Origin of the sequence: Flagellimonas oceanensis (assembly GCF_003992595.1) — a bacterium.
GTDB lineage: Bacteria > Bacteroidota > Bacteroidia > Flavobacteriales > Flavobacteriaceae > Flagellimonas > Flagellimonas oceanensis.
The window spans coordinates 124725-148639 of sequence record NZ_RZNA01000024.1 but is presented as its reverse complement, the minus strand read 5'-3'; the positions used below and the strand labels follow the sequence as shown (position 1 = coordinate 148639).

Genomic DNA, 23915 nt, shown 5'->3' with positions numbered 1-23915 from the left:
ATCTCATAACTAGAAACCTGTCTGCCGACAGGCAGGCTCATAACTAAATAAGATGTATTTAGAAATAGTATCACCCGAAGCTACTTTATTCTCAGGCGACGTGACCTCGGTTACCGTGCCTGGTGTAAATGGCGAGTTCCAGATGTTGGAAAACCACGCGCCCATTGTTTCTTTATTACAAAAGGGAAACGTAAAGGTAAAAGGCGACATTACCATTGATGAGGATTTTGCCGATAAATTTTCCAAAGGAAGCAATGGAGAGACCGTATTGGCGATTACAAGCGGAACTGTGGAGATGAAAGACAACAAAGTAATCGTACTAGCCGATTAAAATAAATGAATTAATTCACAACAAAAAAGCCGCTCCAATTGGAGCGGCTTTTTTTATTGAGATATTCTAAAATAAGATGACCCTAAAATAAAAGAATCACATTTTGACTGGTATATGTGGTCTTAATGAGTACATTTTTTTCTTAGAGTGATAATAATCAATAACTTGTAGGAAAAGATTCTTGATTTACGGCTTATTTTCATGCATTCCCCAATCAAGAGTAGTTGAAAATAAAATAACCCTGGTTAATTACGTTTTAGTATGAAAAACCCTTTCTTCTTTTTGATTGCTGCTATTTTTCCGTTGTCTATTATTGCTCAAGATAGAGTTCCTGAGGTAGTACGAACAGTGAATGTAAATCTACAGGTCCAAGAAAATAGGGGCGAGGTTTATAACACGTATGTGGATGTGGAAGGTTCGCCATATATGAACGATGATTTTATGCCAGCCATGCTTTATCCTGATGAAAAACTGTATTTGGCCAGATACAATGCAAAAGATGATGAAATTGAGGTGCAACTCGCTGAAGATAAAATTTTGGTCTTGGACAATGCTAGAAGGGATTATAAGATGGTTTTTCGAGATAATGACCTCACTTACACTACAATTTACAATCAAGGGGAGAAAATGCCAGGATATTATGTTGAATTGGTGACAACGGATAAAATATCCGTATATAAGAAGCAAACAAAACGCTTTGTTGAAGGAAGAGAGGCCACAGATAATTTTTCAAAAGATAAGAATGCTTATTTTACCCAGGCAAGTGAAATATTTTTTATCCGACTAATAGAAGATGGGCCAATCGTTGAAATGCCGACCAAGCGCAGAAAGTTTTCAAAGTTATTTGATTCAAAAGAGGATGAAATCGATGACTACATAAAGGATAATGATATCGATCTTGAAGAAGAAAGCGGTATCAAAAAGGTTGTTGGATTTATTGTTACCAACTAGTCATTTACCAATGAAAGGATAGTCATCTATTCTTCTTTGGAGTGTTCAAGAATATCCCCGGGTTGGCAATCCAATGCTTCGCAGATGGCCTCCAATGTGGTAAACCGAATTGCTTTGGCTTTTCCCGTTTTAAGAATTGATAAATTAGCCGTTGTAATACCCACTTTTTCTGCAAGTTCGTTGCTCTTCATATCTCGTTTGGCAAGCATTACGTCTAGGTTTATTAAAATTGCCATGCTTAAATGGTAAGGTCGTTCTCTTGTTTTAAATCATAGCCATCTTGAATCAAATCTGCCAAAATCAATATAAATATTCCTATGACCAATAGTGGGATTCTACCGCTAATGAGTTCTCCTATATTATGCCCAAATAGATAGGCTGATGAATCATTGATATTTTCAATTTGCCCAGAGAGTTTTTCCACTATCCTTACGATAAAGATAGCTATGGAGTAATAAATCAAACCATTACCCACCTGTTTAAAAATCGATTTATTCGCTTTCGAAAAGAGTGATTTTGATTCTGAATCATACACGGTTTTCCTGAGTTTCAAGAGTAACCACCCCATGTAAATCAATAGAATCAAATTGATGGTAAGTAAGATAATATCCAAAGTACTGAAATCCGAGGGAGTGTTTTCATGAACCAAATCAAATTTAGTTAAAACGATCAATGGAAATTTCAAAGCCTTTGAGAGTATATCCAGTGCAAGGGCAATCAACAAGAAGTTGACGATGTATTTTAAGTAGGTGGTTGATTTTTTCATGAAAATTATTGTTTTTCGATAACAAACATACATTAAATTATCGAAAAACAATAATTAGCCTCACAAAATAATTATGACCCACTCCTTATTGTCAGCATAATATCTTCTCAATTCCTGAAAGCCAATGGCGGCATGTGCATCCAAAGACCTCTTATTCTTTCCATCCACTTCGGTAACAATGGTATCGAACCCCATGGGTAGTTTCTCCTTCATGGTTTGATACAGTTTTCGGAAGATACCTTGGTTCCGATGACTTTTGGCCACGCAGATTTGCCCCATTACCATATAGCGTACATCATCATTCAGTGCCGTTTCGATTTCCATGAACATGGGGCGAAGTACTTCAATATCCTCGGAAAATTCAGGGTGCATGCAAAGTGCGTAACCCACGACCTGACCATCATCCATAGCTATGATGTGTCCACAGACATCGTTCATGGACTTTAAGGTCTCCAAGGAATGTTCCACAGTCACAAAACCTTCTTTTGTGCTTTCCTCTTGACTTATATTTTTAGGTAGATTACGCTGCTGAAGCGCTAGAATCTGTTCCAGTTCTTTTAAAGAATCAGCTTGTTTGTAAACAATCATTTACTCCACCTTAAGCCACTCTTTTCGATGTTCAAGCATTTCTTTGGACGGTTTTAAATCTTTGTCCTCCATTAAGCTAAAGGAATAGTCGGGACTGGGTGTCAGAACCAGTTCTGTGGTTTTTTCCTCCCCGTATCTTGTATACTTTACTTGCAATGCTTCTCCTAAATTGAATTGCATCAAGTAATCATCAAAAGATTGGTCCTCAGCCAAAGGCTTGTCGTTGATACTCAAAATCACATCCCCACTGTCCAGTCCAGCAACGTAGGCAGGACTGTTCATTTTTGTGTTTCTGAGAATCCTATAACCTGAGTTATCCCTGCTCATTAAGACATATGATCCAAAATACGGAGCAGTTTCAGCTTGTTCCAGAATTACACCTACTGACTCCATAAGTGTTTTGTAATCGGGCATATCACTTTTGTAGATATAACTGTTGAAAAATTGGTCCCCAAAAGATTTTCCTGCGTACTCGCTCAAAGCACCATGCAGATTTTCAATCGTATATGGGTTTTCAGCTTTGCCATATTTTTTCCAGACATATTTCATGAAACCATCCAGGTTTAAATCTTTTTCACGAAGGGAAAGATCTAAAGCCAAGCCCAATACACTTCCGTAGGAATAATAGGAAATGAACATGTTCTCACGGTTGACAGGGTCTACCGAGGTGGCTGCATCCACAAAGGGCGCTTGGAAGCTCATTTCAATCGGATTGAAGAATTGTCGTGCAGGGGAGTTCCAAACATAATTGAAGGTCCCGGCCAATCCCTCAACATATGATTGGGGGCTGGAAAGACCAGCTCTACATAAAATCAGGCCCGTGTAATAACTAGTGAACCCTTCGGCAAACCAAAGCGCCCCGCTCATATTGGCTTCCTCAAAATCAAAAGGCTCCAAAGTTTTTGGGCGAATACGCTCTACGTTCCAAGAATGGAAAAACTCATGGGATACGGTCCCGATATTACGTTCCATACCGCCATCAGCCAAGCTTCGGGTACTCGTCAATATGGTGGAATTTCGGTGTTCCATGCCATCGCCCGAGGCATTGGGGATATAACAGGCAAGAAACGTGTAACTTCCATAATCGTAATCTGGCAACTCACCATAGACGTCCTTTTCTGCCAGAACTACTTTTTTTACTTTTTCAAAATACTCATCAGCTTCTTCCTCAGTTCCGTTGTGATGCAGTGCAAGATTGATGGTCTTGTCATCCACTTCAAAAGAACGTAGCATGTAATTGCTGATTTCCGTAGGACTGTCCATAAAATATTGGAGGTCAGGTGCCGAATAGGTAGTGCCGGAGACCAAAGGAAGTTGTGTGGCCACTTTCCAGTCCAAGTCTTCACGAACATCAAAAGTCACTTCGATTTCGCGCTCACTCAATTCAGGGGAGAACATAAAAGTTGCAGGAATGTTCAAGTGGGCATGAGTCTCATCCACTTGGGAATAAGTACCCCCACCTCGATTGGCAAATAAAATATATTTGATCTTGATGGTGCCATCATGTCCGCTAACTTCCCAAGCATATGGATTTGGACGGGTCACGGTCAGGGGATTTCCTTTGCTGTCGGTAGCTTGAAAGCCATAAACGTTTTTGGCGAATTCGTGAAGGGCATAACGTCCAGGAGAGGTTCTGCTCATCCGAAACTCCACAGTGTCCGAAGTTAAATCGGGAAAAGTAGCTTCAATAATTGCCTCATGATGCAAGGCATTGTCAAAAGAAATAGAATAGGTGTTGGTCTGGGCAGTCATCAATAGCCCAGTGAATAGTGCTAAAATGGAAAGGGTAAATTTCATTTTCGAGTTAGGTTTAAGATGCACTAAGATACTGTTTAATCTGCGTAAGTGCTAGATTTGTGGGGTGGAGAAATTTTTCGGTAGCTATTTGAAAATATCGACTATTTTAACAAGAAATTGAGCGATTGCGATTTTGTTTGCAAGCCCTTTAAAATATTTGGAAGGATGAAAACTGAATTTTACACTTTGGGAAGCTTTGAGTTTCCGGCGGATGCCGTGGTCATTAAAGGCAAATTGGAAGCAGAGGGGATTCCTGTATTTTTAAGGGATGAAGCTACTATTAATTCAGATCCTTTGATTAGTGCAGCTTTAGGTGGTGTTAAGTTACAAGTGTATTCAAGCGATAAGGAAAGAGCCAAGGAAATTTTCGATGAAGTCCGAAACTACGCCACCGATGATTTTGGCAATCCAGTGGTTTGCCCTAATTGCAAGGCCACCAAGTCAGAGATTTACTATTCGCGAAGTACTATTTTTTATAAACTGTTTCCGTTCTTTGAGCCCAGAAAGTACCAATGCATGCAATGCAATTTCATTACCAAACCCGCTCAATGAAATATTTGTTACGGGAATCATTCTAGTCGTTGGTAGATTAGTCCTCTTCCCACAGTAGCCTCTAACTTATAATGTGTTTCTATATAAGCATCTATATAAGTGTTGTACTCCACTAGTTTTTTATCAAAAATCTTTTTACCATTTCGAGCTATCAAGGTTTTTGGTTGGATGACCTCCATAATGTATTTGAGCTCTTCAACCCCTGTTTTTCTTGGGTTGTCGAGATTGGAAAACAATTCATCACGGGTAATGTTACTAGGGTGGGTAGCCGCTTTTGTGGGTGGTGTTTCGCCCAAAACCCAATATCCAATATGGTATTCGGTAAAGAAAATATTATTGGTTTCCAGATTATGTTCTAGGATGTATCTGGGGACATCAATCCCTTCACCATTATATAAAGACCCTTTTTTTATTTTGTTGGAAACAATGTTCATGTATTCCAAATAAGATTCCATCGGAATAAGCAAAAGCAACGCTATGATAAGAGGTTTGTATGATTTCTTCAGCTTCGGAAGCTTGCCAAAGGCAGCTCCTATCGGAATCAAAATAAAGGGATACAGTTGAATCAAATAATGGCCATTGACCTTTCCGGTTTGCATAAAAGAAAGCAAAATGCCAATGATGACAACGGTCAATAACTGTGATTCCCTCGATTTAAAATCGATGATTTTGTACACAAAACCAACAATCAAAAGCCCAAGAACAATAAAAACAAAGGGCAATGTTTTTACTGGAGAGTGATACTTGCTTCCAGCATAGGCCAAGGGTGCCTCAAAAATGGATTCCCACCAAACATAAAGGTTATCTTGAAGATAATAGGGCAATGCGGTCAGGATAACGGTAAGGGCGACACCGATTCCCATAAAGAATAAATTCCGAATGCTCTTGGATAACTTGTCCTTGGCAAAACCCTCCGACAAAAAGTAGATGCCCAAAGTCAATACGGGATATGCCATATTCAATTTGGACATAATGGAAAGCCCAAACAATAGTCCGGCCAATAAAAACCATTGCCATTTCCTTTTATAAATCACAATATAAATACCTGCGACAAAAAAAAGTGTACAAATGTGTTCCGACATTACTCCTTGTAAACTCCCAAACAAGCTTTGGAAGAACACACAAAAGATGGCGACCCAGAATGCAATTTTTTTACTGGTTATTTTTTTAGTAATGCCATACGTAAACAAACTTGTCAAGCCCACCATTACAGCGCCAAAAAAGCGAATGGCAAAAAAGCTTTTCCCAAAAATTTTAATGATTACGGCAAAATACAGAAAGGTAATCGGCGGTTTAAGGTCCCAAAGTTGGGTATAGGGCAAATATCCATCGACCCAGGATTGTCCCATAAGGATGAAAGTGCTTTCATCTCGATCCACATAATCCCTAAAAAAGAAAGGGAAACGGATAAAAACGGACACCACGACCAAAACAAAAAGGACCATTTTCCAGTCCAGATCTTCATACCTTAAGGAACATAATTTTTTAAGCACGATGGTATTCAGCGTTTTGATCGTTAATTGTCATCTGTGCAATATAGATAAATTTGAATGGTTAAGCAGCTGCCAACTGCAGGTATGCTTGTTTTAACTTTTCAATCACGATTTTAAGTTCTTCCTCGTTTAAGTTCCCGTAACCAAAACGTATGGCACAGGTGTTTCTATCTTGATAGAGAATGGTTTTTGGTAAAAATAAATCCAGTTTTTCAGCTTCTTCGGCCAGTTTTACTAAAGATATGGGCTTTTTAAATCGCAACCACATGGCCAGCCCTCCAGAAGGTATTTGCCAATCAAGTATGTCGTCAAAATGTTCTTTTAAAAAAGTGCATAAAGCATCCCTACGTTGTTTGTAGGTTACGATATTTTTTTTCTTGAGCCGGTATATTTCACCTTCGGATATAAGTTCAGAAAGCATTTGTTCCTGTATCAGGTCTCCTTGTGTATCCAATAATTGCAAGTAATTATTGGCTTCGGAAATTACCTGTTCTGGTGCCACAACAAACCCAGTATGAAAACTTGGGAATAAAGACTGTCCCAGTTTACCCAAGTAGATGATATTCCCATTGGCATCTGCACATGCCATGGGCAACATGGAAGACCCTTCAAACTGAAAATCATGGTCAAAATCGTCCTCGATTATGGCAACACCATGCGTTTTGGCCAATTCCAATAATTGCAGTCTTCTTTTTGTGCTCAATGTTGTGGTTGTAGGATAGTCCCTGTTAGAGCAAACATAAATACAACGAATGTGCCCATGTTTAAAATGCCTCTTTATATAACCAATATCCAATCCCTCATCATCTACAGGTACTGTTTTAATTTTTGCCCCCGATTGTTGAAATATCATGTTGGCCACATAATTGCTTAGTTGTCCAACCAGCACCAAATCGCCTGGATTTATCAATACCTGCGAAACAATATACAGGCTCATTTCCGTACTGCGGGTATTCAATAAATGGGTTGGTTTGATATGAAATCCCCTAGTGGCATTTAAATAGTTACAGAGTTGGGTGCTAAAAACCGAAGGAATCAAGGCACTGGATCTATTCCATTTGTTGATTAACGGCTTTCGTTTCATTGCAGCACTGTACCATCTGGAAAATTGGTGCACGGGATGTAATCGTAAATCGGGTTTGCCATCACTTATGGAATATTTGGCCGTGGTCTCCTTTTTGGTTGATGCTAGATTAAAGGATTGTTGGAAAGTGAATCCTGGAATCTTGGGATGTTCGTAAACTTGGTTGATATGCTGTGTGTTTGCTTTGATTTTTACTTTGGAATCTTCTGGAACTACCACAAAGGTTCCTTTATTGGGTATGATGTTTACCCAACCTTGGGAGGCCAGTTCATCATAGATGGCCACAGCTGTATTCCGATGAACGTTCAATAGTTTACCTAAAACCCGGGTTCCCGGTAATTTGCTGCCTTTTTCCAAATAACCACGTTGTATGGCGTTCATGATTTGTTGTGCCACCTGTACATATGCAGGCTGAACAATAGATTTGTCTATGGACACTATTTGAACCAATAGATCAAAAACCGGACTATTCATTGTTTTAAAACTGGACTAGTTTAATCGTCCGGAAAGTTAGGACTTTTGCAACATAAAATGAATTGACTTAAAAATTTACCTAACAAGCCTACATAATGAAAAAATCAATTTTATTTACTGCGATAGTACTGATCGGTGCTTTTCAGGTAAAAGCGCAACAGGACGATGCTGCTATAATGGTAGATTCGTTAAGCGAAGTTGTGGTGACGGCAAACCGAATTAATCTTCCTTTCAAGGAAAATTCACGGACCATCAATATCATCACTTCCAATGATATTAAAAATAGTGCCGCTGTGAATGTGACAGATTTACTTCAACAAGTTGTAGGTGTGGATATAAGAAGACGCGGTACCGGTGGTAGTCAAGCAGATTTGTATATAAGGGGTGGTGGTTTTGACCAAACCTTATTATTGATAGATGGCGTTAAAATGGACGATGCGCAAACGGGACACCACACCATGAACGCAGCCTTGCCATTGGAGGTTATAGAAAGAATAGAAATTATAAAAGGTCCGGCAGCACGGGTTTTTGGACAGAATGCATTTGCTGGTGCTATTAATATCATTACCAAGAAGAATTTGGATAATTCGGTTTCCCTAAACGTGGAAGCTGGTTCTTTTGGACAATTAAATGGTAGTGCAACTGCCGGTGTCGATACGGAAAACTCAACGCATATCATACATGTGGGAAGGATGACATCTGAAGGATATAGAAATAACTCAGATTATGATAATGGAAATTACTATTTAAAGAGTGTTTTCAATAAAAATGCACAGCCTATACAAATGACGGCTACATTCTTGGAGCGCAATTTTGGAGCGGAGAATTTTTATACCACCAATCCTACATTTCATGAGTATGAAGAAACCCAAAACAGCCTGTTGGCGTTGTCCACCACCTTTAAGAACAACAAGCTTAGAATACAGCCAAGAATCTATTGGAAACGTAATCAAGACTTGTTTCTCTTGAGGCGAAATGAACCAAGTTTTTACAGAAACATGCATATTTCCAATAAAATTGGGGTAGAGACCAACGCCTCTTATGCCTCTAAATTGGGAATTACAGGATTTGGGGTAGAGCTTTCTCAAATCTATTTAAGAAGTAATAACCTAGGTAGCCGAAACCGTTTCATGTCCAACGTGTTTTTGGAACATCGTTTTAGTATAGCGGACAACAAATTGGATATTACCCCAGGTGTGGCGCTGACTTACTTTTCAGACTTTAAGTTGAGAGCATTCCCTGGATTGGATATTGGGTATAACCTTACCAATACTTTTAAAGTATATGGTAATATTGGCTATACCTACCGCATACCGACTTATACGGATTTGTACTATAACGACCCAGTTACCAGTGGTAACACAGATTTGGAACCAGAAGAAGCTTTTGCGCAGGAATTGGGCTTAAAGTATACTACTCCTGAATTTAATGCCAGCGTTGCTGTTTTTAATAGGGATGCGGACAATCTAATCGATTTTATTAGAAACGATGTTTCTGAAGATGTATTTACGGCTACAAACATTACAGAAGTAAATACCAAAGGTTTGGAGTTGGATGCTGCTTATAATTTTAAGTTCAAAGACTTTACGCAAACCTTAAGTGTGGGCTATGCGTTTTTGGATGACAATATTTTGGACCAAAACGAAGAATTGTCCCGTTACTCTTTAAATACATTGAAGCATCAATATACTACGCGCTTAAGTACCCAATTGTTTAAAAATGTACGTCAGAATATTATTTATAAGTATGCAGAACGTACTACGGGACAAACATATAATGTTTGGGATGCATCATTGGTCATTAAAGTAAAAAAGGCTGAGTTTACCATTACTGCAAATAATATTTTCGATGCAGATTACATAGAGTCTGGCTTTATACCTATGCCGCCGAGTAATGTATTATTTGGTTTGCGATATAGTTTTAAATAGAATGAAAACGGAGCAGCCACTGGGAAAGGCAAATTGGTGCCCAAATAGTAGTTTTCAAAACGTTTTATTAATTTAGCTGTTTCAAATTCCTTGAAATTTTGAAACTGAATCTTGAACAGATACCTCGGGAGAAAGCCCTGACCAAACAGGAGTTTATCCATAAATATTTCAAGCCCCAAAAGCCCGTAGTCATTGAGCGCTTTATTGAGGATTGGCCAGCCTATTCCAAATGGGACCTGGATTACATGAAAGAAATTGCAGGGGACAAGGAAGTGCCACTTTACGATGATCGACCGGTAAAGCATGATGAAGGCTTCAATGAACCTCATGCCAAAATGAAGATGGCCGACTATGTCGAGCTCTTAAAAAGCGGTCCTACCAAATACCGGATTTTCCTTTGGAACATTTTAAAGGAAGTTCCCGAGCTGCAAAAGGATTTTTCATACCCGGATTTTGGTCTACGCTTAATGAAGGGGCTTCCCATGCTCTTTTTTGGCGGACAGGATTCGCACACCTTTATGCACTACGACATTGATTTGGCCAATATTTTCCATTTTCATTTTGAAGGAAAAAAACAATGTATTCTTTTCTCGCAAGATGAGACCAAATTTCTGTACAAGATTCCGCATTCACTGATTACGCGTGAAGATATCGATTTTGCAGACCCTGATTTGGATAAATGGCCCGCGCTCCAACATGCCAAAGGGCATATAACGAATTTGGAACATGGGAATGTACTATATATCCCCGAAGGATATTGGCACCATATGAAGTACATTACACCTGGTTTTTCCATGAGCTTAAGGGCGATTGCCCGTAAACCTAAAAATCTTGGGAAAGCAGTTTACAACATTTTTGTGATGCGACATTTTGATAACCTCATGCGTAGATTGAAAGGGCAAGAATGGATTGATTGGAAAAATGAAAAGGCTGTGGAACGTACGCAGAAACTATTACTGCAGGATTGATGCTTATTTGATAAGCTCATTTGCTTTTTCGTACACCAAGTGGCTTTCCCAGCCCCTGTACAACAAATAATCAGCTAGTTTCTTTTTTTTCTTGAAAGGGTTCGTCTCCTTTATTTGGGTCACCCGTTTTTTGGCAAGCTCATCAAAAGTTGTTAAATAGTCCTCATTTTGTATTTCGGCCAATGCGCTTTTGATGTTGTAAGCAGAAATATCACGGAATTTCAACTCCCTGATGATTCTGTTCGCCCCCCATTTTTTCATATTGAATTTACCACGGGCGAATGCTTTGGCAAAGCGCTCCTCGTTGAGGTAGTTTTCTTGGATGAGGTGCCCCAGGATTTGGTCTATGGCTTCCGGAATCATGTTCATACGCTTCAGTTTTTCCACTACCTCTTTGTGGCAACGCTCTTGATAGGCACAGTAACGCTCCATCTTTTTGGTGGCTTCGGTAAGGGTGTAGCTTTTCGTATGATTCATATTCCAAATGTACATAAAACAAAAAAGCGACTNNNGTCGCTTCTTATTAGGGTCGTATTGTTTTGCCTTCTTTGTCCTTAAAACGATATTCAAGGTACTTATAGGCGTCCCTGGGTTGAATTTTAACCCATTTTTTATAGGTTTTGAACCATTTGGAACGAATGGAAGGAACCCCTTTGGTCAAGTAAGCTGCAATAAATGGATGTATGTTTAATATTACTCCATTATTCTTGCGTCCTGGTTTAAGGATTCGCTCCAAATCTGCTTGGATCTTGTCGATCAAAACAATGGGAGCTTCCACTTCGGCGCCCGAACCATTCGGGTTTTCCTCACTGGTTTTGATATTCATTTCGGGACGAACACGTTGTCTTGTAATTTGAACAAGCCCGAATTTACTGGGCGGCAAAATTTTGTGTTTTGCCCGATCGTCCTTCATTTCGTCCCGCAGGTGGTCAAACAATTTACGTCTGTGATCACCTTTGGTCATATCAATAAAATCTATTACAATAATACCGCCCATATCTCGCAAACGTAATTGTCTTGCAATTTCAGTTGCGGCCAATAGGTTTACTTCCAGCGCGGTATCTTCTTGGTTTTTGGCCTTGTTGGAGCGGTTGCCACTGTTTACATCGATAACGTGTAAAGCTTCGGTGTGCTCAATAACAAGATATGCCCCACGGCTCATGGATGCTGTTCGGCCAAACGAGGTCTTGATTTGACGCTCTATCCCGAATTTTTCAAATATCGGGGCCGAACCGGTGTACAACTTTACAATGGATTCTTTTTGCGGAGCGATCTCGTGCAAATAATCCTTGATTTGGTTGTATAAAGTTTCTTCATCTACATGGATTCCAGTAAAGGAATCGTTGAAAACATCCCTAAGGATGGATGATGCCCTGTTCAATTCCACCAGTACTTTGGATGGATGGGGCGCTTTGTGCAATTTTTTGCACATGTTTGTCCATTTGGAAAACAAATTCTGAAGATCTTTGTCCAGTTCTGCAACCTTTTTGCCTTCTGCTACGGTACGTATGATGACTCCAAATCCTTTGGGCTTAATGCTCTTTACAAGTCTGATAAGTCTGTCCTTCTCCTCTTTGCTCGCTATTTTTTGGGATACCGAGACTCTGTCGGAAAAAGGCACCATGACCAAGTAACGTCCGGCTATGGAAAGCTCGGAGCTGATTCTGGGTCCCTTTGTTGAGATGGGTTCTTTTACTATTTGTACCAGTAATGACTGATTGGCTTTCAACACATCGTTGATACTGCCATTCTTGTCAATGTCTTTTTCAAACGGAAAATTTCTGAGGGAATAATCTTTAAGCTTCCCTGTTCTAGCTTTTTTAATGAATTTCAACATGGAGGACAGTTGCGGGCCAAGGTCATGATAATGCAGGAACGCATCTTTTTCATAACCTACATTGACAAATGCTGCATTGAGGCCTGTAACGGGTTTTCTTATCTTGGCCAGGAAGATATCCCCTACGGAAAAGTTGTTGTTGTCCTCTTCCTTGTGTAATTCTACTAATTTTCCATCCTTTAATAAGGCAAAATCGACTGCATCAGGAGTAGATCTAACAATTAATTCTCTATTCACCTGAATCGATTTTTATTTACCCCACATGAATTTTGGGATAAATGATTAAACAATATATGGTATCGGTTATTTTTCGAACCGATTGAAATTCGTTTCTTGAATCTCTATGTCAAAGAACGTGATAGGGTAAAACGAAAAAGTAGTTGAAACAACTACTTTTTCTTGTGTCGGTTAGCTCTTCTGCGCTTCTTACGCTTGTGCGTAGCTACCTTATGTCTTTTTCTTTTCTTTCCACTCGGCATATGCTCTTGCTTTAGTGTTGTTAATTATATTATTTTACTTGTACGTTAGTTTTTACGCCTTCCACAAAAACTTTGGCTGGCTTGAACGCAGGAATATTGTGTGCAGGAATTTTAATAGTAGTGTTCTTAGAGATATTTCTACCTGTTTTTTCCGCTCTGGTCTTGATAATAAAACTACCAAAACCTCTTAAATAAACATTATCACCATTCTCCAAGGATGATTTTACCTCTTCCATAAAGGATTCCACTGTCGCTTGCACATCTCCTTTTTCAATACCTAGTTTCTCCGAGATCCTAGTTACAATATCTGCTTTCGTCATTTTGTATTATTAATTTTCTAATTTTTTTCGGCTTGCAAATATAAACATTATAATTAATCTTTCCCTTTAACCCTTTAATTTTAAGTATATAAACTGATACATTTGACCTTTATTACTTTCTTTGATGACTTTTGCCCCTAAAATCCTGAATTGGTACTACGAACATCAGCGTAATCTCCCTTGGAGGGAAACCCGTGATCCCTATAAAGTTTGGCTATCGGAAATTATTCTGCAACAAACCCGTGTTGCCCAGGGGATGCCCTATTATTTAAGGTTTGTGGAAGCTTTCCCTACTGTTCATGATCTTGCCAATGCACCCGAGGAGCAAGTACTCAAGCTGTGGCAGGGACTTGGGTATTACTCCCGAGCACGAAATTTGCACGCTACTGCAAAAATGGTGGCAAATGATTTTGATGGGGAGTTTCCTAAGACTTACAAAGAGTTAAAATCCTTGAAAGGAGTGGGAGATTATACCGCAAGTGCCATTGCATCCTTCTGTTTTGATGTTCCAGAGCCCGTAGTCGATGGCAACGTTTACCGGGTTTTGTCGCGATATTTTGGGGTTGATATACCTATCAATAGTACGCAGGGCATCAAATATTTTAAGGAATTGGCCCGCGAAGTGATGGATGCGGAGAACATCAGGGACTACAATCAAGGAATCATGGAGTTCGGCGCGGTACAGTGTGCCCCCAAAAAACCATATTGTTTATTGTGTCCACTCCAAGAAAGTTGTATGGCACTCCAAGAGAACAAAGTGGACCAGCTCCCTGTAAAGTTGAACAAGACCAAGGTGCGGAACCGATACTTCAATTATATCGTATTGCTGGATGATGATGGCAATACCGTTTTGGAGCAGCGAAGGGGCAAGGGCATTTGGCAGAATTTGTATCAGTTTCCACTTATTGAGTCGGAAAAACAGCTTCAGGCCAAAGAATTGAGCCCCTTGATAGAGCAAAGGGACGCTGTTCCTAAAACGACGTCCTTATCCTTATATAATAGGGAACCCATCGTCCACAAACTGTCGCACCAACATTTGCACACACAATTTTGGATCCTAAAAACTTCTGATATATTGAAGGAGGGAACCCCATGGAAAGAAATTGGTGGTTTTCCCGTACCAGTTTTGATAGCAGATTTTATCAAGACATTGAAAATTTAGTACTTTTGATTAATTAAGAGAGATATGAGCGGAACATTGAACAAAGTAATGCTGATCGGGCATTTGGGAGACGAAGTGAAAATGCACTATTTTGAAGGGGGAAACTGTATCGGCAGATTCCCTTTGGCCACCAATGAGACCTATACCAATAGGCAAACAGGCGAAAGGGTGACCAATACCGATTGGCACAATATCGTGGTGCGCAACAAGGCCGCTGAAATTTGTGAAAAGTACCTCAGTAAAGGCGATAAGGTGTATGTGGAGGGCCGCTTAAAGAATAGGCAATGGCAAGGTGAGGATGGCAATACGCGATATACCACCGAAGTGCACGTACAGGACTTTACCTTTTTGACCACCAAAAAGGAAAGTATGGCCAATGCGCAATCTTCAGGGTCATCGTCCGCCAATTACCAAGAACCAGCAAAGGCTGATAGCCCAACTCCACCGACCGATAATTCGGAGGAAGAGGATGACGACCTACCATTCTAAATAAAAAGACTAAAAAGCAATAGTAAATTGGATCCCGAGCCCCATTGTTTGGCATTTTATTTGACCACTTTTAGTGGAATCTTCACTTTAAAAATTGTTGTGCTAGTGCTTCTTTTGGCCTGCTCCGCATTGATTTCGGCAGCAGAAGTGGCTCTTTTTGGCCTTTCCCAGACCGATGTGAACGAAATGAACGAGAACGATTCATCGCGCAGCAAGTTGATTGTGGAATTGCTGGATAAGCCCCAAAAGCTGTTGGCAACCATTTTGATTACCAACAACGCCATCAATATTGGAATTGTGCTCTTGTTCAGTTCCATAGGCAACACCCTGTTTGAGGGGATTGATGGAACCTTTCGCTTTTTGTTGGAAGTAGTGGTCGCTACCTTTTTAATCCTGATGTTTGGGGAAATTCTGCCTAAAATATATGCCAACCGTAACCGAGTGCAGTTCTCGCACTTTATGGCCGTGCCTTTAAAAGGACTCAATTATTTGTTTTCCCCTTTAAGTTCCCCGATGCGTGCGGTAACCCTGTTTATGGAGGATAAATTGGCGAAGAAAAAGTCCACTTTGAGCATCAACCATCTTTCACAAGCACTTGAATTGGCCTCGGAAGGAGATACGACCAAAGAGGAGCAAAAAATTTTGGAAGGGATAGTGACTTTTGGAAACACCGACACCAAACAGGTAATGCGACCTCGGATAGATATTTTCGCGGTAAACGAAAAAATGAAGTTCCCCGAGGTGCTGCATGAGATAAAAAAGAACGGATATTCCCGAATTCCCGTCTTCTCGGAAAATATGGACAACGTTTTGGGCGTTCTCTACGTGAAAGACCTTTTACCTTATATAGATAGAAAGACTTTTAATTGGATGTCGCTTATCCGTGAACCCTATTTTGTGCCTGAAAACAAAAAGTTGGATGATTTGCTGTTGGAGTTTCAGGACAAGAAGAACCATTTGGCCGTTGTGGTGGATGAGTATGGGGGGACATCGGGAATCGTGACCTTGGAGGACATAATTGAAGAAATTGTCGGCGATATCAGCGATGAGTTTGATGATGAAGACCTTGTTTTCTCCAAATTGGACGACCATAATTATGTGTTTGATGGTAAAACGGCGCTAAAGGATTTCTATCGTGTAGTCAAAATTGAGGAAGAGGACGAGTTTGAGAGTCAAAAAGGGGAATCGGAGACGATTGCCGGATTTGTCCTGGAAATTTCAGGGAGCTTCCCTAAAATAGGGGAGAAAGTCTTGTTCAAGGACTACCAGTTTATAGTGGAAAGCATGGACAAGAAGAGATTGAAACGTATAAAAGTAACATTGCCCCATGAAGCATAGAATTTTATTTTTCCTAGCTGTAGCCGTACTTTTCATAAGCTGTAAAGATGAAGTCTTACCCAAGCCCAAGGCGATGTTGCGATTGGACTATCCAACGGCCAAGTACGTGGAAGCAGGTTCCGACTGTGTTTATACTTTTGATAAAAATACCCTTTCTGAAATCAAGGAAAACAAGGATTGCTCCATGGTACTGGATTATCCAATGATGAACGGTTCCATATACCTTACTTATAAACCTGTTCAAGGGAACTTGGATACGTTGCTGGTGGATGCGCAAAAACTTTCTTATGAGCACGTGGTAAAAGCCGATAACATTGCAGAGCAACCCTTTATCAACCAAGAAGATGGTGTTTACGGAATGTTCTATGAAGTCAGTGGAAATGCAGCATCACAATCACAATTTTATGTGACCGATAGCATCAATCACTTTGTGACGGGTTCTTTATACTTCTACGCCAAACCTAATTACGATTCCATACTCCCCGCTGCCATGTACTTGCAGAACGATATCCGTAGGATTATGGAAAGTTTGCGGTGGAACAAATAATTACTGAACCGAATCCTTGGCAAGGAGGGCTTCGGCCCTTTCGATGCTACCGTTTATCTTTTCCTTGACCACGTTTACTTTTTCCTCCTCTTCATCCAGCCATTGCTGTTTTTCTTCAGAAAGAGCTTTGCCTTCCAATATTTCTTCATGGTTAAAGCGGTCACCGAAACCTTTCATCCAGTCCATCATGGTTTTATGTGCATCTTGAAGGTCTTTCATGGCGACTTCGTATTGCTGCCCCATTTCGGTGGAATCCACTTTGGGCTTTAGTTCTCCGACCAATTTGCCGATTGTGCTCATTTTGGGCATGACTTCATCGTGAATGGCCATTACCTTCTCCATTTGGGCGGAAGATGCCGTTTGCGCAGCAGATTCAGTGGTGGTAGCTTTTTCCTTAGGTTTCTCTTTGCAGGAAAAGCTTAGGAACAAAACAGAACAAAGAAGTATGGAAAGTATTTTTCTCATGATCATTAATTTAAAAACAAAAATAGACAGGAAAAGTTTAGTGGAGTAATAACGGAACTTTAATAAATGTTAATGTAGTATTATTTGGAGGTCAAATATACCATGATAGACAGGTGTTCTAAGTGACTTTAGTCACAAAAAAGTAACTTTGACGGTCTTAAATTTGTGGTTTCAACTTGCGAAGAATAGACTTTTGAGGAATACACCAAGCGCACATACGGGAAGAACAGGTTTCTCTTGGCTTTTCATTGTTTTGATACTGATGGGCAACCTGCGCTTTTCATCAATGTACGTGTATTATAGCTTGGACAGGGAAGGGTTTATTGAGCAACTTTGCGAGAACAAGGACAAGCCTGAACTCAATTGTAACGGTCAGTGTATGTTGATGCAAATGCTACGCGCACAAGCGGATGATGATGAACCCATGCCCGTAATCGGTTGGGAAGAGGTTTTGGTGTTCTTTATGGATTTACCGGCGTACAATTTACCCAATGCTACCGAGGAGGCCAATAACTCATTCTACTATAAAGATTCTTACTCCTATCGCTTTAGCGATACGCTCATCAAACCCCCGATGATTTAAGATGTACTGTAGAAAGTGGCAAATACCCATTGCCGCGCAAGTATAATCTTAAATATAATTTCAAAAATGAATAAAAGTACAATGGCAAAACTTTGTGTTTTGCTTTTTGGGACCACTGTGTCCTATGCGCAAGTTTCGTCTGCGCAAGATTCCCTATCCAAACAACCAGTACAATTGGATGAAGTGTTGGTGGAGGGAAAACAGAAAACAGACCCGGTTTTTTCCACTTTTAAGAGTGAACCGGAAAAGAAGATTGTCCAATCCAAGAATGTGGCCGACCTTTTTAAGGACATTAATGGGTTTAACCTGATCAAGCGTGGCAACTACGCTATAGACCCATCTTTCCGGGCCTCACAATACGAACAACTGAATGTGCAATTCAACGGAGGAACAAAAGTTATGCATGCCTGTCCAAATAGGATGGACCCCATTACCACCCATGTGATTCCGGAAGAGATAGAGCGCGTGGAAGTGGTTAAAGGCCCTTATACCTTTAGATACGGACCCACCTTTGGTGGCATTGTAAATCTGGTTACCCAAGAAGTGGAAAAGCAGGAGAAAGGCTACCATGGAAAAGTGAACTTTGGAGGGGAGAACAATGGCAGTGCCATTACCAGTTTCGCCAATGTAAAATATGTTGGGGAACAATTTGACGCTAATCTCAACTTTGGTTTCCGTGATTTCGGCAATTACGAAGATGGAGATGGAAATGAAGTTCCTTCCTCCTTTAAAAGCACTGATTATGGTGTTCAAGTGGGCTATAATCCCACGGATAACCAACGGATTCAGATAGGGTTCAGGCAGTCTTTTGGACGGGATGTGCTCCATGCAGGATTGCCCATGGATACTGAAGAGGACAACAGCAATGTCCTTTCCGTGGATTATAAATTGGACAATATTTTCGATGCATTAAGAACATTGAGCGCAAAAGTATACCGTTCAAAAGTGGATCATATAATGACCAATGAACTGAGGCCCACATTTATGATGATGGAAGCCGTTTCCGTCGTAGATGCCACAACTCTTGGCGGAAGGGTTGAACTGGAATGGAGACCAGTGAAAAACTTAAAACTTTACACGGGGATTGATGCCTTTTCTGTGGGAAGGACCGGAAACAGGACCCGTTTGGTAAAACGAAATATGATGACGGGAGAACCATTGCCCATGCCCATGGAATTTGTGGATGAGGTTTGGCAAGATTCGCAAATTGATGATTACGGAGCATTTGTGGAAGGTAAATACCCGTTGTCGGAAAAGTTTTTGTTGAATGTTGGGGCAAGGTACGATAGGGTGCAATCAAAAATTGATGCCCCCGCCGATGATTTTGTTGCCGAATACCCAGATTTGGATACCCGTACCGAGCACAATTTCAGTACAACAGCTTCAATGAAATACATGGCCAAGTCCAATTTACTGTTTGAGTTGGCCTATGGACGAGGTGTGCGTTCGGCTAATATGATAGAGCGTTTCATCAACCATTTTACTGTTGGTCAAGACCCCTACGAATATGTGGGCAACCCCAATTTGGATGCCGAGATCAATAATCAGTTTGAGTTGGGTGTGAAAGCAAATGCAAGTTTTGATGGCTATGCCGTCAATAGGTTGGATTATGGGGCGTCTGTATACTATTCGATTTATGATAATTATATAGTTCCTGTGATCGACCCATCATTGGACAAAAAATACATGCCCATGGCGGAGCCTACCGAGGTGAAAAGATTTGTCAATTTGGACGAAGCCTACAAAACGGGTTTTGAGATTTTTGGGGAATTGGGATTTTTGGAGGATTTTGCCTTTAAAACGGAGTTGTCCTATGTGTATGCCAAAAATCAGGATTTGGACGAATCGCTTCCGTTGACCCCGCCCTTGGTAACCCGTTTTAACCTCTGGTTTGAACAAGAGAAAATTTGGGCAAGGGCTACTTATACCCTTACATCCGAACAGTTGGATGTAGCATCTTCCTTTGGAGAGGAGACCACTGATGGTTACGGTGTGGTGGATTTAAGCTTTGGTGCAAAACCCTTTGAGCATTTAACGGTGGGTATTGCGGCATCAAACATTTTTGATGTTGCCTACAACAATCACTTGAACTTCTCTTTTGTGAATCAAGCAGATTATGGTCGGGTGCCTATCAATGACCCTGGACGAAACCTATCCGCATTTATCCAATACAGTTTTTAGGAACAATGAAACAATAAAAAAGGCGCTCATTTAGAGCGCCTTTATTCTTTATCAATAGTTGTGATTATTTAAAATCCGATGCGTCAACACCTTCGTTTACTTTGATTTCTTTAACCATAAACTCCATGTTTTGTGGCCCCATGCTTTGAATCAACATAAATGGAAACTTAATGCCGGATACTTCTTGGTAATCTCCATACCCAATAGTACTGGTCATTTGTTGACCTTGCACTTCCTGAGTGATAACCTCCTGTACCTTAAGTCCGGTTTCCACATCATAAAATGCCGTTTTATCATCGCTTATCTTCAATTTATAGGCCTTTTTGTCGTCCACAGGCTCAACGCCTTCCAAGGAAACATCGCCAGCGGCCAAATAATTCAGTTCTGGGAAGGCAGCGGATTCTTCCTTGATTTTTGCAATCTCTTCAGGAGAAAGGTCTTTGCGCTGACCTTGCATTACCATGTAACCGGAATCGCCATCCAAAACCTGCTTTTGCATGGAATTGCCCTGCACCTTGATGTTTTGCATGAACTGATCTTGGGATGTCTTTTTCATCTCAAGCTCCAATTTCATGCCCTGCATTTCGGACTCGGCCAACATGGAGTAAGAATCCACACTTTCAAGTTTTGATTTCCCTCCGATTGCCTCAATATAATTTTCCAAAACGGTGTTGGCATCCATACCTTCGGGTACTGCAGCATTGTAATCTGGTTTTTCCGTTTTATTGGCGTACTTATCGTAATAAAGTACGGGAACATCTTTGCCGTTGAAAGTTACTTTTTCCAAGTTTTCAAGGACATCGGTCCCTTTTCCGGTTACCACAACACGCGCATTAGTTGTGGAGAAGTGTTTTTTGGCTGCGTTGAGCACATCTTCCTTGGTTATGGCATCAATTCGCTCCAAATACGTTTCATAAAAATCCTTTGGAAGATCCTCAGTCTCAATGTTTAGTGCGTAATTCGCAACGGTCTCCGGTTTTTCGAGTGCCATCACAAAGCTACCCGCATATTTTGCCTTGGCATTGGCCAATTCCTCATCGGATACCGGTTCGGAAGTCATTTTGTCGATTTCCTTCAATATTTCCACCACAGAGCTATCGGTAACCGCATTTCTTACCTGAGCGTATGCGTTAAAGCGCATTGGGCTGAATTTATTGGCTCTTAACCCGGAATATGATCCGTAGGTATAGCCTTTATCCTCTCTTAAGTTTTTGAACAAACGTGCTTGTGAGCCACCGCCCAATATTCTGTTGGCCATTAAGGCTTCCAAATAATCCTCATCCTTCATTTTTAAGTGTGTGATGTTTTCCACAGCTACCTCGGATTGCACAGCGTTGGGTACATCAACAAAGTTGATTTGCGTGTACTGTACGTCTTTTGGGTCCGAATAACTGAAAGAAGGTGGAGCGGCTTTGGACCAAGGTGTAAAGGCTTCGGTGACCAATTCCTTAACAGTGTCAAAGTCTACATCCCCGATTACTACCAAATAAGCATTGGCGGGAACAAAATAGGATCGATAGAATTGCTCTACATCCAAAAGGGAAACGTTATTTACGGTTTCCTCGGTCATAAATTCACCATAAGGATGGTTTTTGCCGTAGGCCAAGGCTGCTTGTACCCTGTTTGCAATCGCGGAAACATCTTTTTCTTCCGATTTGATTCCTGTTATGATTTTCTCTTTTTCCTTTTCGAATTCTTCTTGTAGGAAATCTGGGTTCAGTGCCGCATCGGCCATCAATTCCAAAATTCTGGGGAAATATTTGGACAAGGAGCTGGCAAACGCACTTTGCTCGCCAATGTAGATATTGGCGCCCAAGAAATCCACCTCTTCGTAGAATTCGTCTTTGGGAATGTTTTTGGACCCTTTGCCCAACATGCTTCCTGTTAGAGAAGACACCCCAGCTTTGTCCCCTTCCAAAATGGGTGGGTTGTCAATGGAAAGCTGAATACGGACTCTCGGCAATTTGTGGTTTTCCACAACAAGCACCTTCAAGCCATTTTTGAGCTCGAAGCGAGCGGGCTCCTTTAAATTGATTTTGGGAGCTGGACCTGGTTCTGGTGGCGTACTCCTGTCTATTTGTGCGAATGTGGCTGTCACGAATAAGGACAGCGCAGCTAAAACTAAATACTTTTTCATTTTAATTAGCGTCTTTTTGTTCTGGTAAATACTCCAGCTCCACGCGCTGGTTTACCTTCAAATATTTTTTGGCGACCTCCATGATTTCTTCACGGGTAATGGAACGGTAAATATCAATTTCCGTATTGATGAGGTTGGTGTCATCTTTCAACATATAGTTTTCGGCCAATGAGTTGGCTATACCCTCCACACTGCTGTTGGCGTTCACAAATTGGTTTTCGAATTTGTTCTGAAGCTTTTGGTAATCTTTCTCGGAAATCAACTCCATTTGAAGTTTCAAGATTTCTTCATCGATTTCTTTTTTGATGTCCTGAATGGAATTGTCCCCAACAGGAAGTCCTCCTACAATATATGAGCTGTAATCCTCGGCATCAATAGGGACGGAGAGTATCTGGAGTGCCATTTTCTTCTCGTCCACCAATTTTTTATATAGCTTGGAGCTTTCGCCATCACTCAAATATGTGGATATCATGTTGATCACGTAAGCATCGCGCTGACCTTGTCCAGGTGTTCTGTAGGCCAATAAAATGGCAGGTATCTGGATGTTGGGATCGTAATATTTGGCAAACTTGGTTTCTGTGATCGGGTCTTCTTTAATATTGGGTCTTTGGATTTCGGCGCCTCTTGGAATCGGACCAAAATAATCTTCGATCATTTTTTTGGTCTTTTCGGTCTCAAAATCGCCAGCTACGACCAATACCCCATTGTTGGGCACGTAATAGGTCTGGTTGAATTTTTTAAAGTCATCCAAAGTGGCACTTGCCAAATGGTCCAACGAACCGATAACACCCCATCTATAAGGATGTTTGGTATAAAGATTTTTCAGGATTTGTTCAAAAAAAGCACCATAAGGGGCATTGTCGGTTCTGAGCCTTCTCTCTTCTTGAACCACTTCTTTCTGAGTGTCCACGCCAACTTGGCCAATGATCGGATGCATCAAACGCTCGGATTCGAGCCAAAGCCCGACTTCCAAGCTATTGGAAGGGAACACCTCATAATAATAGGTGCGATCCAAAAAGGTGTTGGCGTTGTTTCTTCCGCCATTGGCGGCGGTAATTTGGTCCCACTCGCCCCGCTCAATATTTTTGGTGCCTTCGAACAACAAATGTTCAAAAAAGTGGGCAAAACCTGTTTTGTCGGGATCTTCATCCTTTGATCCCACATGGTACATTACCGATGTGGTCACTACTGGGGCACCATTGTCCTGATGTAGGATGACATGGAGCCCATTGTCTAGATTATACTCTTCGAAAACCACCTCCTGTGCAGAAAGCAGGCTTACTCCAAAGAGCATTGTTAATGCAGAAAACAAATGTTTTTTCATTGTAAATAGTTAGTATTTAAAAATTGATGTTGCTACGAGGTTGGTATCGATTTCCCGATTGATGTTACGTTAAATATAGAATATTTTTCTGATGAACTAAGGCTTTATAAAACTCTTAAGG

Annotated in this window: 23 protein-coding genes; 11 read left to right on the top strand and 12 right to left on the bottom strand. The window is 40.7% G+C overall.

Annotated features, from left to right (window positions below):
- Positions 1–52: 52 nt before the first annotated feature.
- Together EO132_RS07650 and EO132_RS07645 are read left to right on the top strand one after the other, a co-directional pair.
- Complete coding sequence (locus EO132_RS07650) at positions 53–331, top strand: F0F1 ATP synthase subunit delta/epsilon (protein ID WP_127137321.1); 279 nt, start codon at positions 53–55, stop codon at positions 329–331.
- 282 nt (positions 332–613) lie between these two features.
- Positions 614–1282, top strand: coding sequence for a hypothetical protein (locus tag EO132_RS07645; RefSeq protein ID WP_127137320.1), 669 nt, complete (start codon positions 614–616; stop codon positions 1280–1282).
- 26 nt (positions 1283–1308) lie between these two features.
- Here EO132_RS07645 and EO132_RS07640 read toward each other — a convergent pair whose 3' ends face one another.
- Genes EO132_RS07640 through EO132_RS07625 form a run of 4 tightly spaced genes read right to left on the bottom strand, consistent with a single transcriptional unit; the run spans position 1309 to position 4433 of the window.
- Positions 1309–1518 carry a helix-turn-helix domain-containing protein gene (locus tag EO132_RS07640; RefSeq protein WP_127137319.1) on the bottom strand — a complete coding sequence of 70 codons (210 nt, stop codon included), beginning with the start codon at positions 1516–1518 and terminating at the stop codon, positions 1309–1311.
- A gap of 2 nt (positions 1519–1520) precedes the next feature.
- Complete coding sequence (locus EO132_RS07635; protein WP_164732297.1) at positions 1521–2048, bottom strand: DUF2975 domain-containing protein; 528 nt, start codon at positions 2046–2048, stop codon at positions 1521–1523.
- Positions 2049–2108: 60 nt separating this feature from the next.
- Positions 2109–2636 (bottom strand): GNAT family N-acetyltransferase, encoded by a 528-nt coding sequence (locus EO132_RS07630; protein WP_127137317.1) that lies wholly within the window; start codon positions 2634–2636, stop codon positions 2109–2111.
- Entirely contained in the window at positions 2637–4433 is a 1797-nt protein-coding gene (locus EO132_RS07625; protein ID WP_127137316.1) for a M61 family metallopeptidase, read from the bottom strand.
- Positions 4434–4598: 165 nt separating this feature from the next.
- Here EO132_RS07625 and EO132_RS07620 point away from each other — a divergent pair, with 165 nt between their 5' ends.
- Complete coding sequence (locus EO132_RS07620) at positions 4599–4985, top strand: putative signal transducing protein (protein ID WP_127137315.1); 387 nt, start codon at positions 4599–4601, stop codon at positions 4983–4985.
- Positions 4986–5002: 17 nt separating this feature from the next.
- Here EO132_RS07620 and EO132_RS07615 read toward each other — a convergent pair whose 3' ends face one another.
- Together EO132_RS07615 and EO132_RS07610 are read right to left on the bottom strand one after the other, a co-directional pair.
- Positions 5003–6478 carry an ArnT family glycosyltransferase gene (locus EO132_RS07615; protein ID WP_235856406.1) on the bottom strand — a complete coding sequence of 492 codons (1476 nt, stop codon included), beginning with the start codon at positions 6476–6478 and terminating at the stop codon, positions 5003–5005.
- Between the two features lie 61 nt (positions 6479–6539).
- The gene (locus EO132_RS07610; RefSeq protein WP_127137314.1) at positions 6540–8036 is read right to left on the bottom strand and encodes an aminotransferase-like domain-containing protein; all 1497 of its coding nucleotides are present in this window, start codon (positions 8034–8036) and stop codon (positions 6540–6542) included.
- A 95-nt stretch (positions 8037–8131) separates the two neighbouring features.
- Between EO132_RS07610 and EO132_RS07605 the strand changes: the two genes are divergently transcribed.
- Positions 8132–9964 (top strand): TonB-dependent receptor plug domain-containing protein, encoded by a 1833-nt coding sequence (locus EO132_RS07605; RefSeq protein ID WP_127137313.1) that lies wholly within the window; start codon positions 8132–8134, stop codon positions 9962–9964.
- A 98-nt stretch (positions 9965–10062) separates the two neighbouring features.
- Positions 10063–10932 (top strand): cupin-like domain-containing protein, encoded by an 870-nt coding sequence (locus tag EO132_RS07600; RefSeq protein WP_127137312.1) that lies wholly within the window; start codon positions 10063–10065, stop codon positions 10930–10932.
- Between the two features lie 3 nt (positions 10933–10935).
- Here EO132_RS07600 and EO132_RS07595 read toward each other — a convergent pair whose 3' ends face one another.
- From EO132_RS07595 to EO132_RS07585, 3 genes are all read right to left on the bottom strand, one after another.
- Positions 10936–11409, bottom strand: coding sequence for a regulatory protein RecX (locus EO132_RS07595; RefSeq protein WP_127137311.1), 474 nt, complete (start codon positions 11407–11409; stop codon positions 10936–10938).
- A gap of 46 nt (positions 11410–11455) precedes the next feature.
- Positions 11456–13006 carry an Rne/Rng family ribonuclease gene (locus EO132_RS07590; protein ID WP_127137310.1) on the bottom strand — a complete coding sequence of 517 codons (1551 nt, stop codon included), beginning with the start codon at positions 13004–13006 and terminating at the stop codon, positions 11456–11458.
- Between the two features lie 271 nt (positions 13007–13277).
- Positions 13278–13568 carry an HU family DNA-binding protein gene (locus EO132_RS07585; protein WP_014032385.1) on the bottom strand — a complete coding sequence of 97 codons (291 nt, stop codon included), beginning with the start codon at positions 13566–13568 and terminating at the stop codon, positions 13278–13280.
- 124 nt (positions 13569–13692) lie between these two features.
- Between EO132_RS07585 and mutY the strand changes: the two genes are divergently transcribed.
- From mutY to gldD, 4 genes are read left to right on the top strand one after another with little or no spacing between them, the layout of a single operon-like run.
- The gene (gene mutY / locus EO132_RS07580; RefSeq protein WP_127137309.1) at positions 13693–14730 is read left to right on the top strand and encodes an A/G-specific adenine glycosylase; all 1038 of its coding nucleotides are present in this window, start codon (positions 13693–13695) and stop codon (positions 14728–14730) included.
- Between the two features lie 24 nt (positions 14731–14754).
- Positions 14755–15219: a single-stranded DNA-binding protein gene (locus EO132_RS07575; protein WP_127137308.1), complete on the top strand. Its 465-nt coding sequence runs from the start codon at positions 14755–14757 to the stop codon at positions 15217–15219.
- A gap of 27 nt (positions 15220–15246) precedes the next feature.
- A complete protein-coding gene (locus EO132_RS07570) occupies positions 15247–16557 on the top strand; it encodes a gliding motility-associated protein GldE (protein WP_127137307.1) in 1311 nt (436 codons plus the stop codon).
- Positions 16547–17104 (top strand): gliding motility lipoprotein GldD, encoded by a 558-nt coding sequence (gene gldD, locus EO132_RS07565; protein WP_127137306.1) that lies wholly within the window; start codon positions 16547–16549, stop codon positions 17102–17104. The genes EO132_RS07570 and gldD overlap by 11 nt, the downstream gene beginning before the upstream one ends.
- Here the strand turns inward: gldD and EO132_RS07560 are convergent, their stop codons facing one another.
- Positions 17105–17569, bottom strand: coding sequence for a hypothetical protein (locus EO132_RS07560; RefSeq protein WP_127137305.1), 465 nt, complete (start codon positions 17567–17569; stop codon positions 17105–17107).
- A gap of 193 nt (positions 17570–17762) precedes the next feature.
- Here EO132_RS07560 and EO132_RS07555 point away from each other — a divergent pair, with 193 nt between their 5' ends.
- Positions 17763–18152, top strand: coding sequence for a hypothetical protein (locus EO132_RS07555; RefSeq protein WP_127137304.1), 390 nt, complete (start codon positions 17763–17765; stop codon positions 18150–18152).
- Between the two features lie 81 nt (positions 18153–18233).
- Positions 18234–20333 carry a TonB-dependent receptor domain-containing protein gene (locus EO132_RS07550; RefSeq protein ID WP_127137303.1) on the top strand — a complete coding sequence of 700 codons (2100 nt, stop codon included), beginning with the start codon at positions 18234–18236 and terminating at the stop codon, positions 20331–20333.
- A 64-nt stretch (positions 20334–20397) separates the two neighbouring features.
- Here the strand turns inward: EO132_RS07550 and EO132_RS07545 are convergent, their stop codons facing one another.
- Both EO132_RS07545 and EO132_RS07540 read right to left on the bottom strand, forming a co-directional pair.
- On the bottom strand, positions 20398–22470 hold the full coding sequence (locus tag EO132_RS07545; RefSeq protein WP_127137302.1) for a M16 family metallopeptidase: 2073 nt from the start codon (positions 22468–22470) through the stop codon (positions 20398–20400).
- A gap of 1 nt (position 22471) precedes the next feature.
- A complete protein-coding gene (locus EO132_RS07540; RefSeq protein ID WP_127137301.1) occupies positions 22472–23794 on the bottom strand; it encodes a M16 family metallopeptidase in 1323 nt (440 codons plus the stop codon).
- Positions 23795–23915 lie beyond the last annotated feature (121 nt).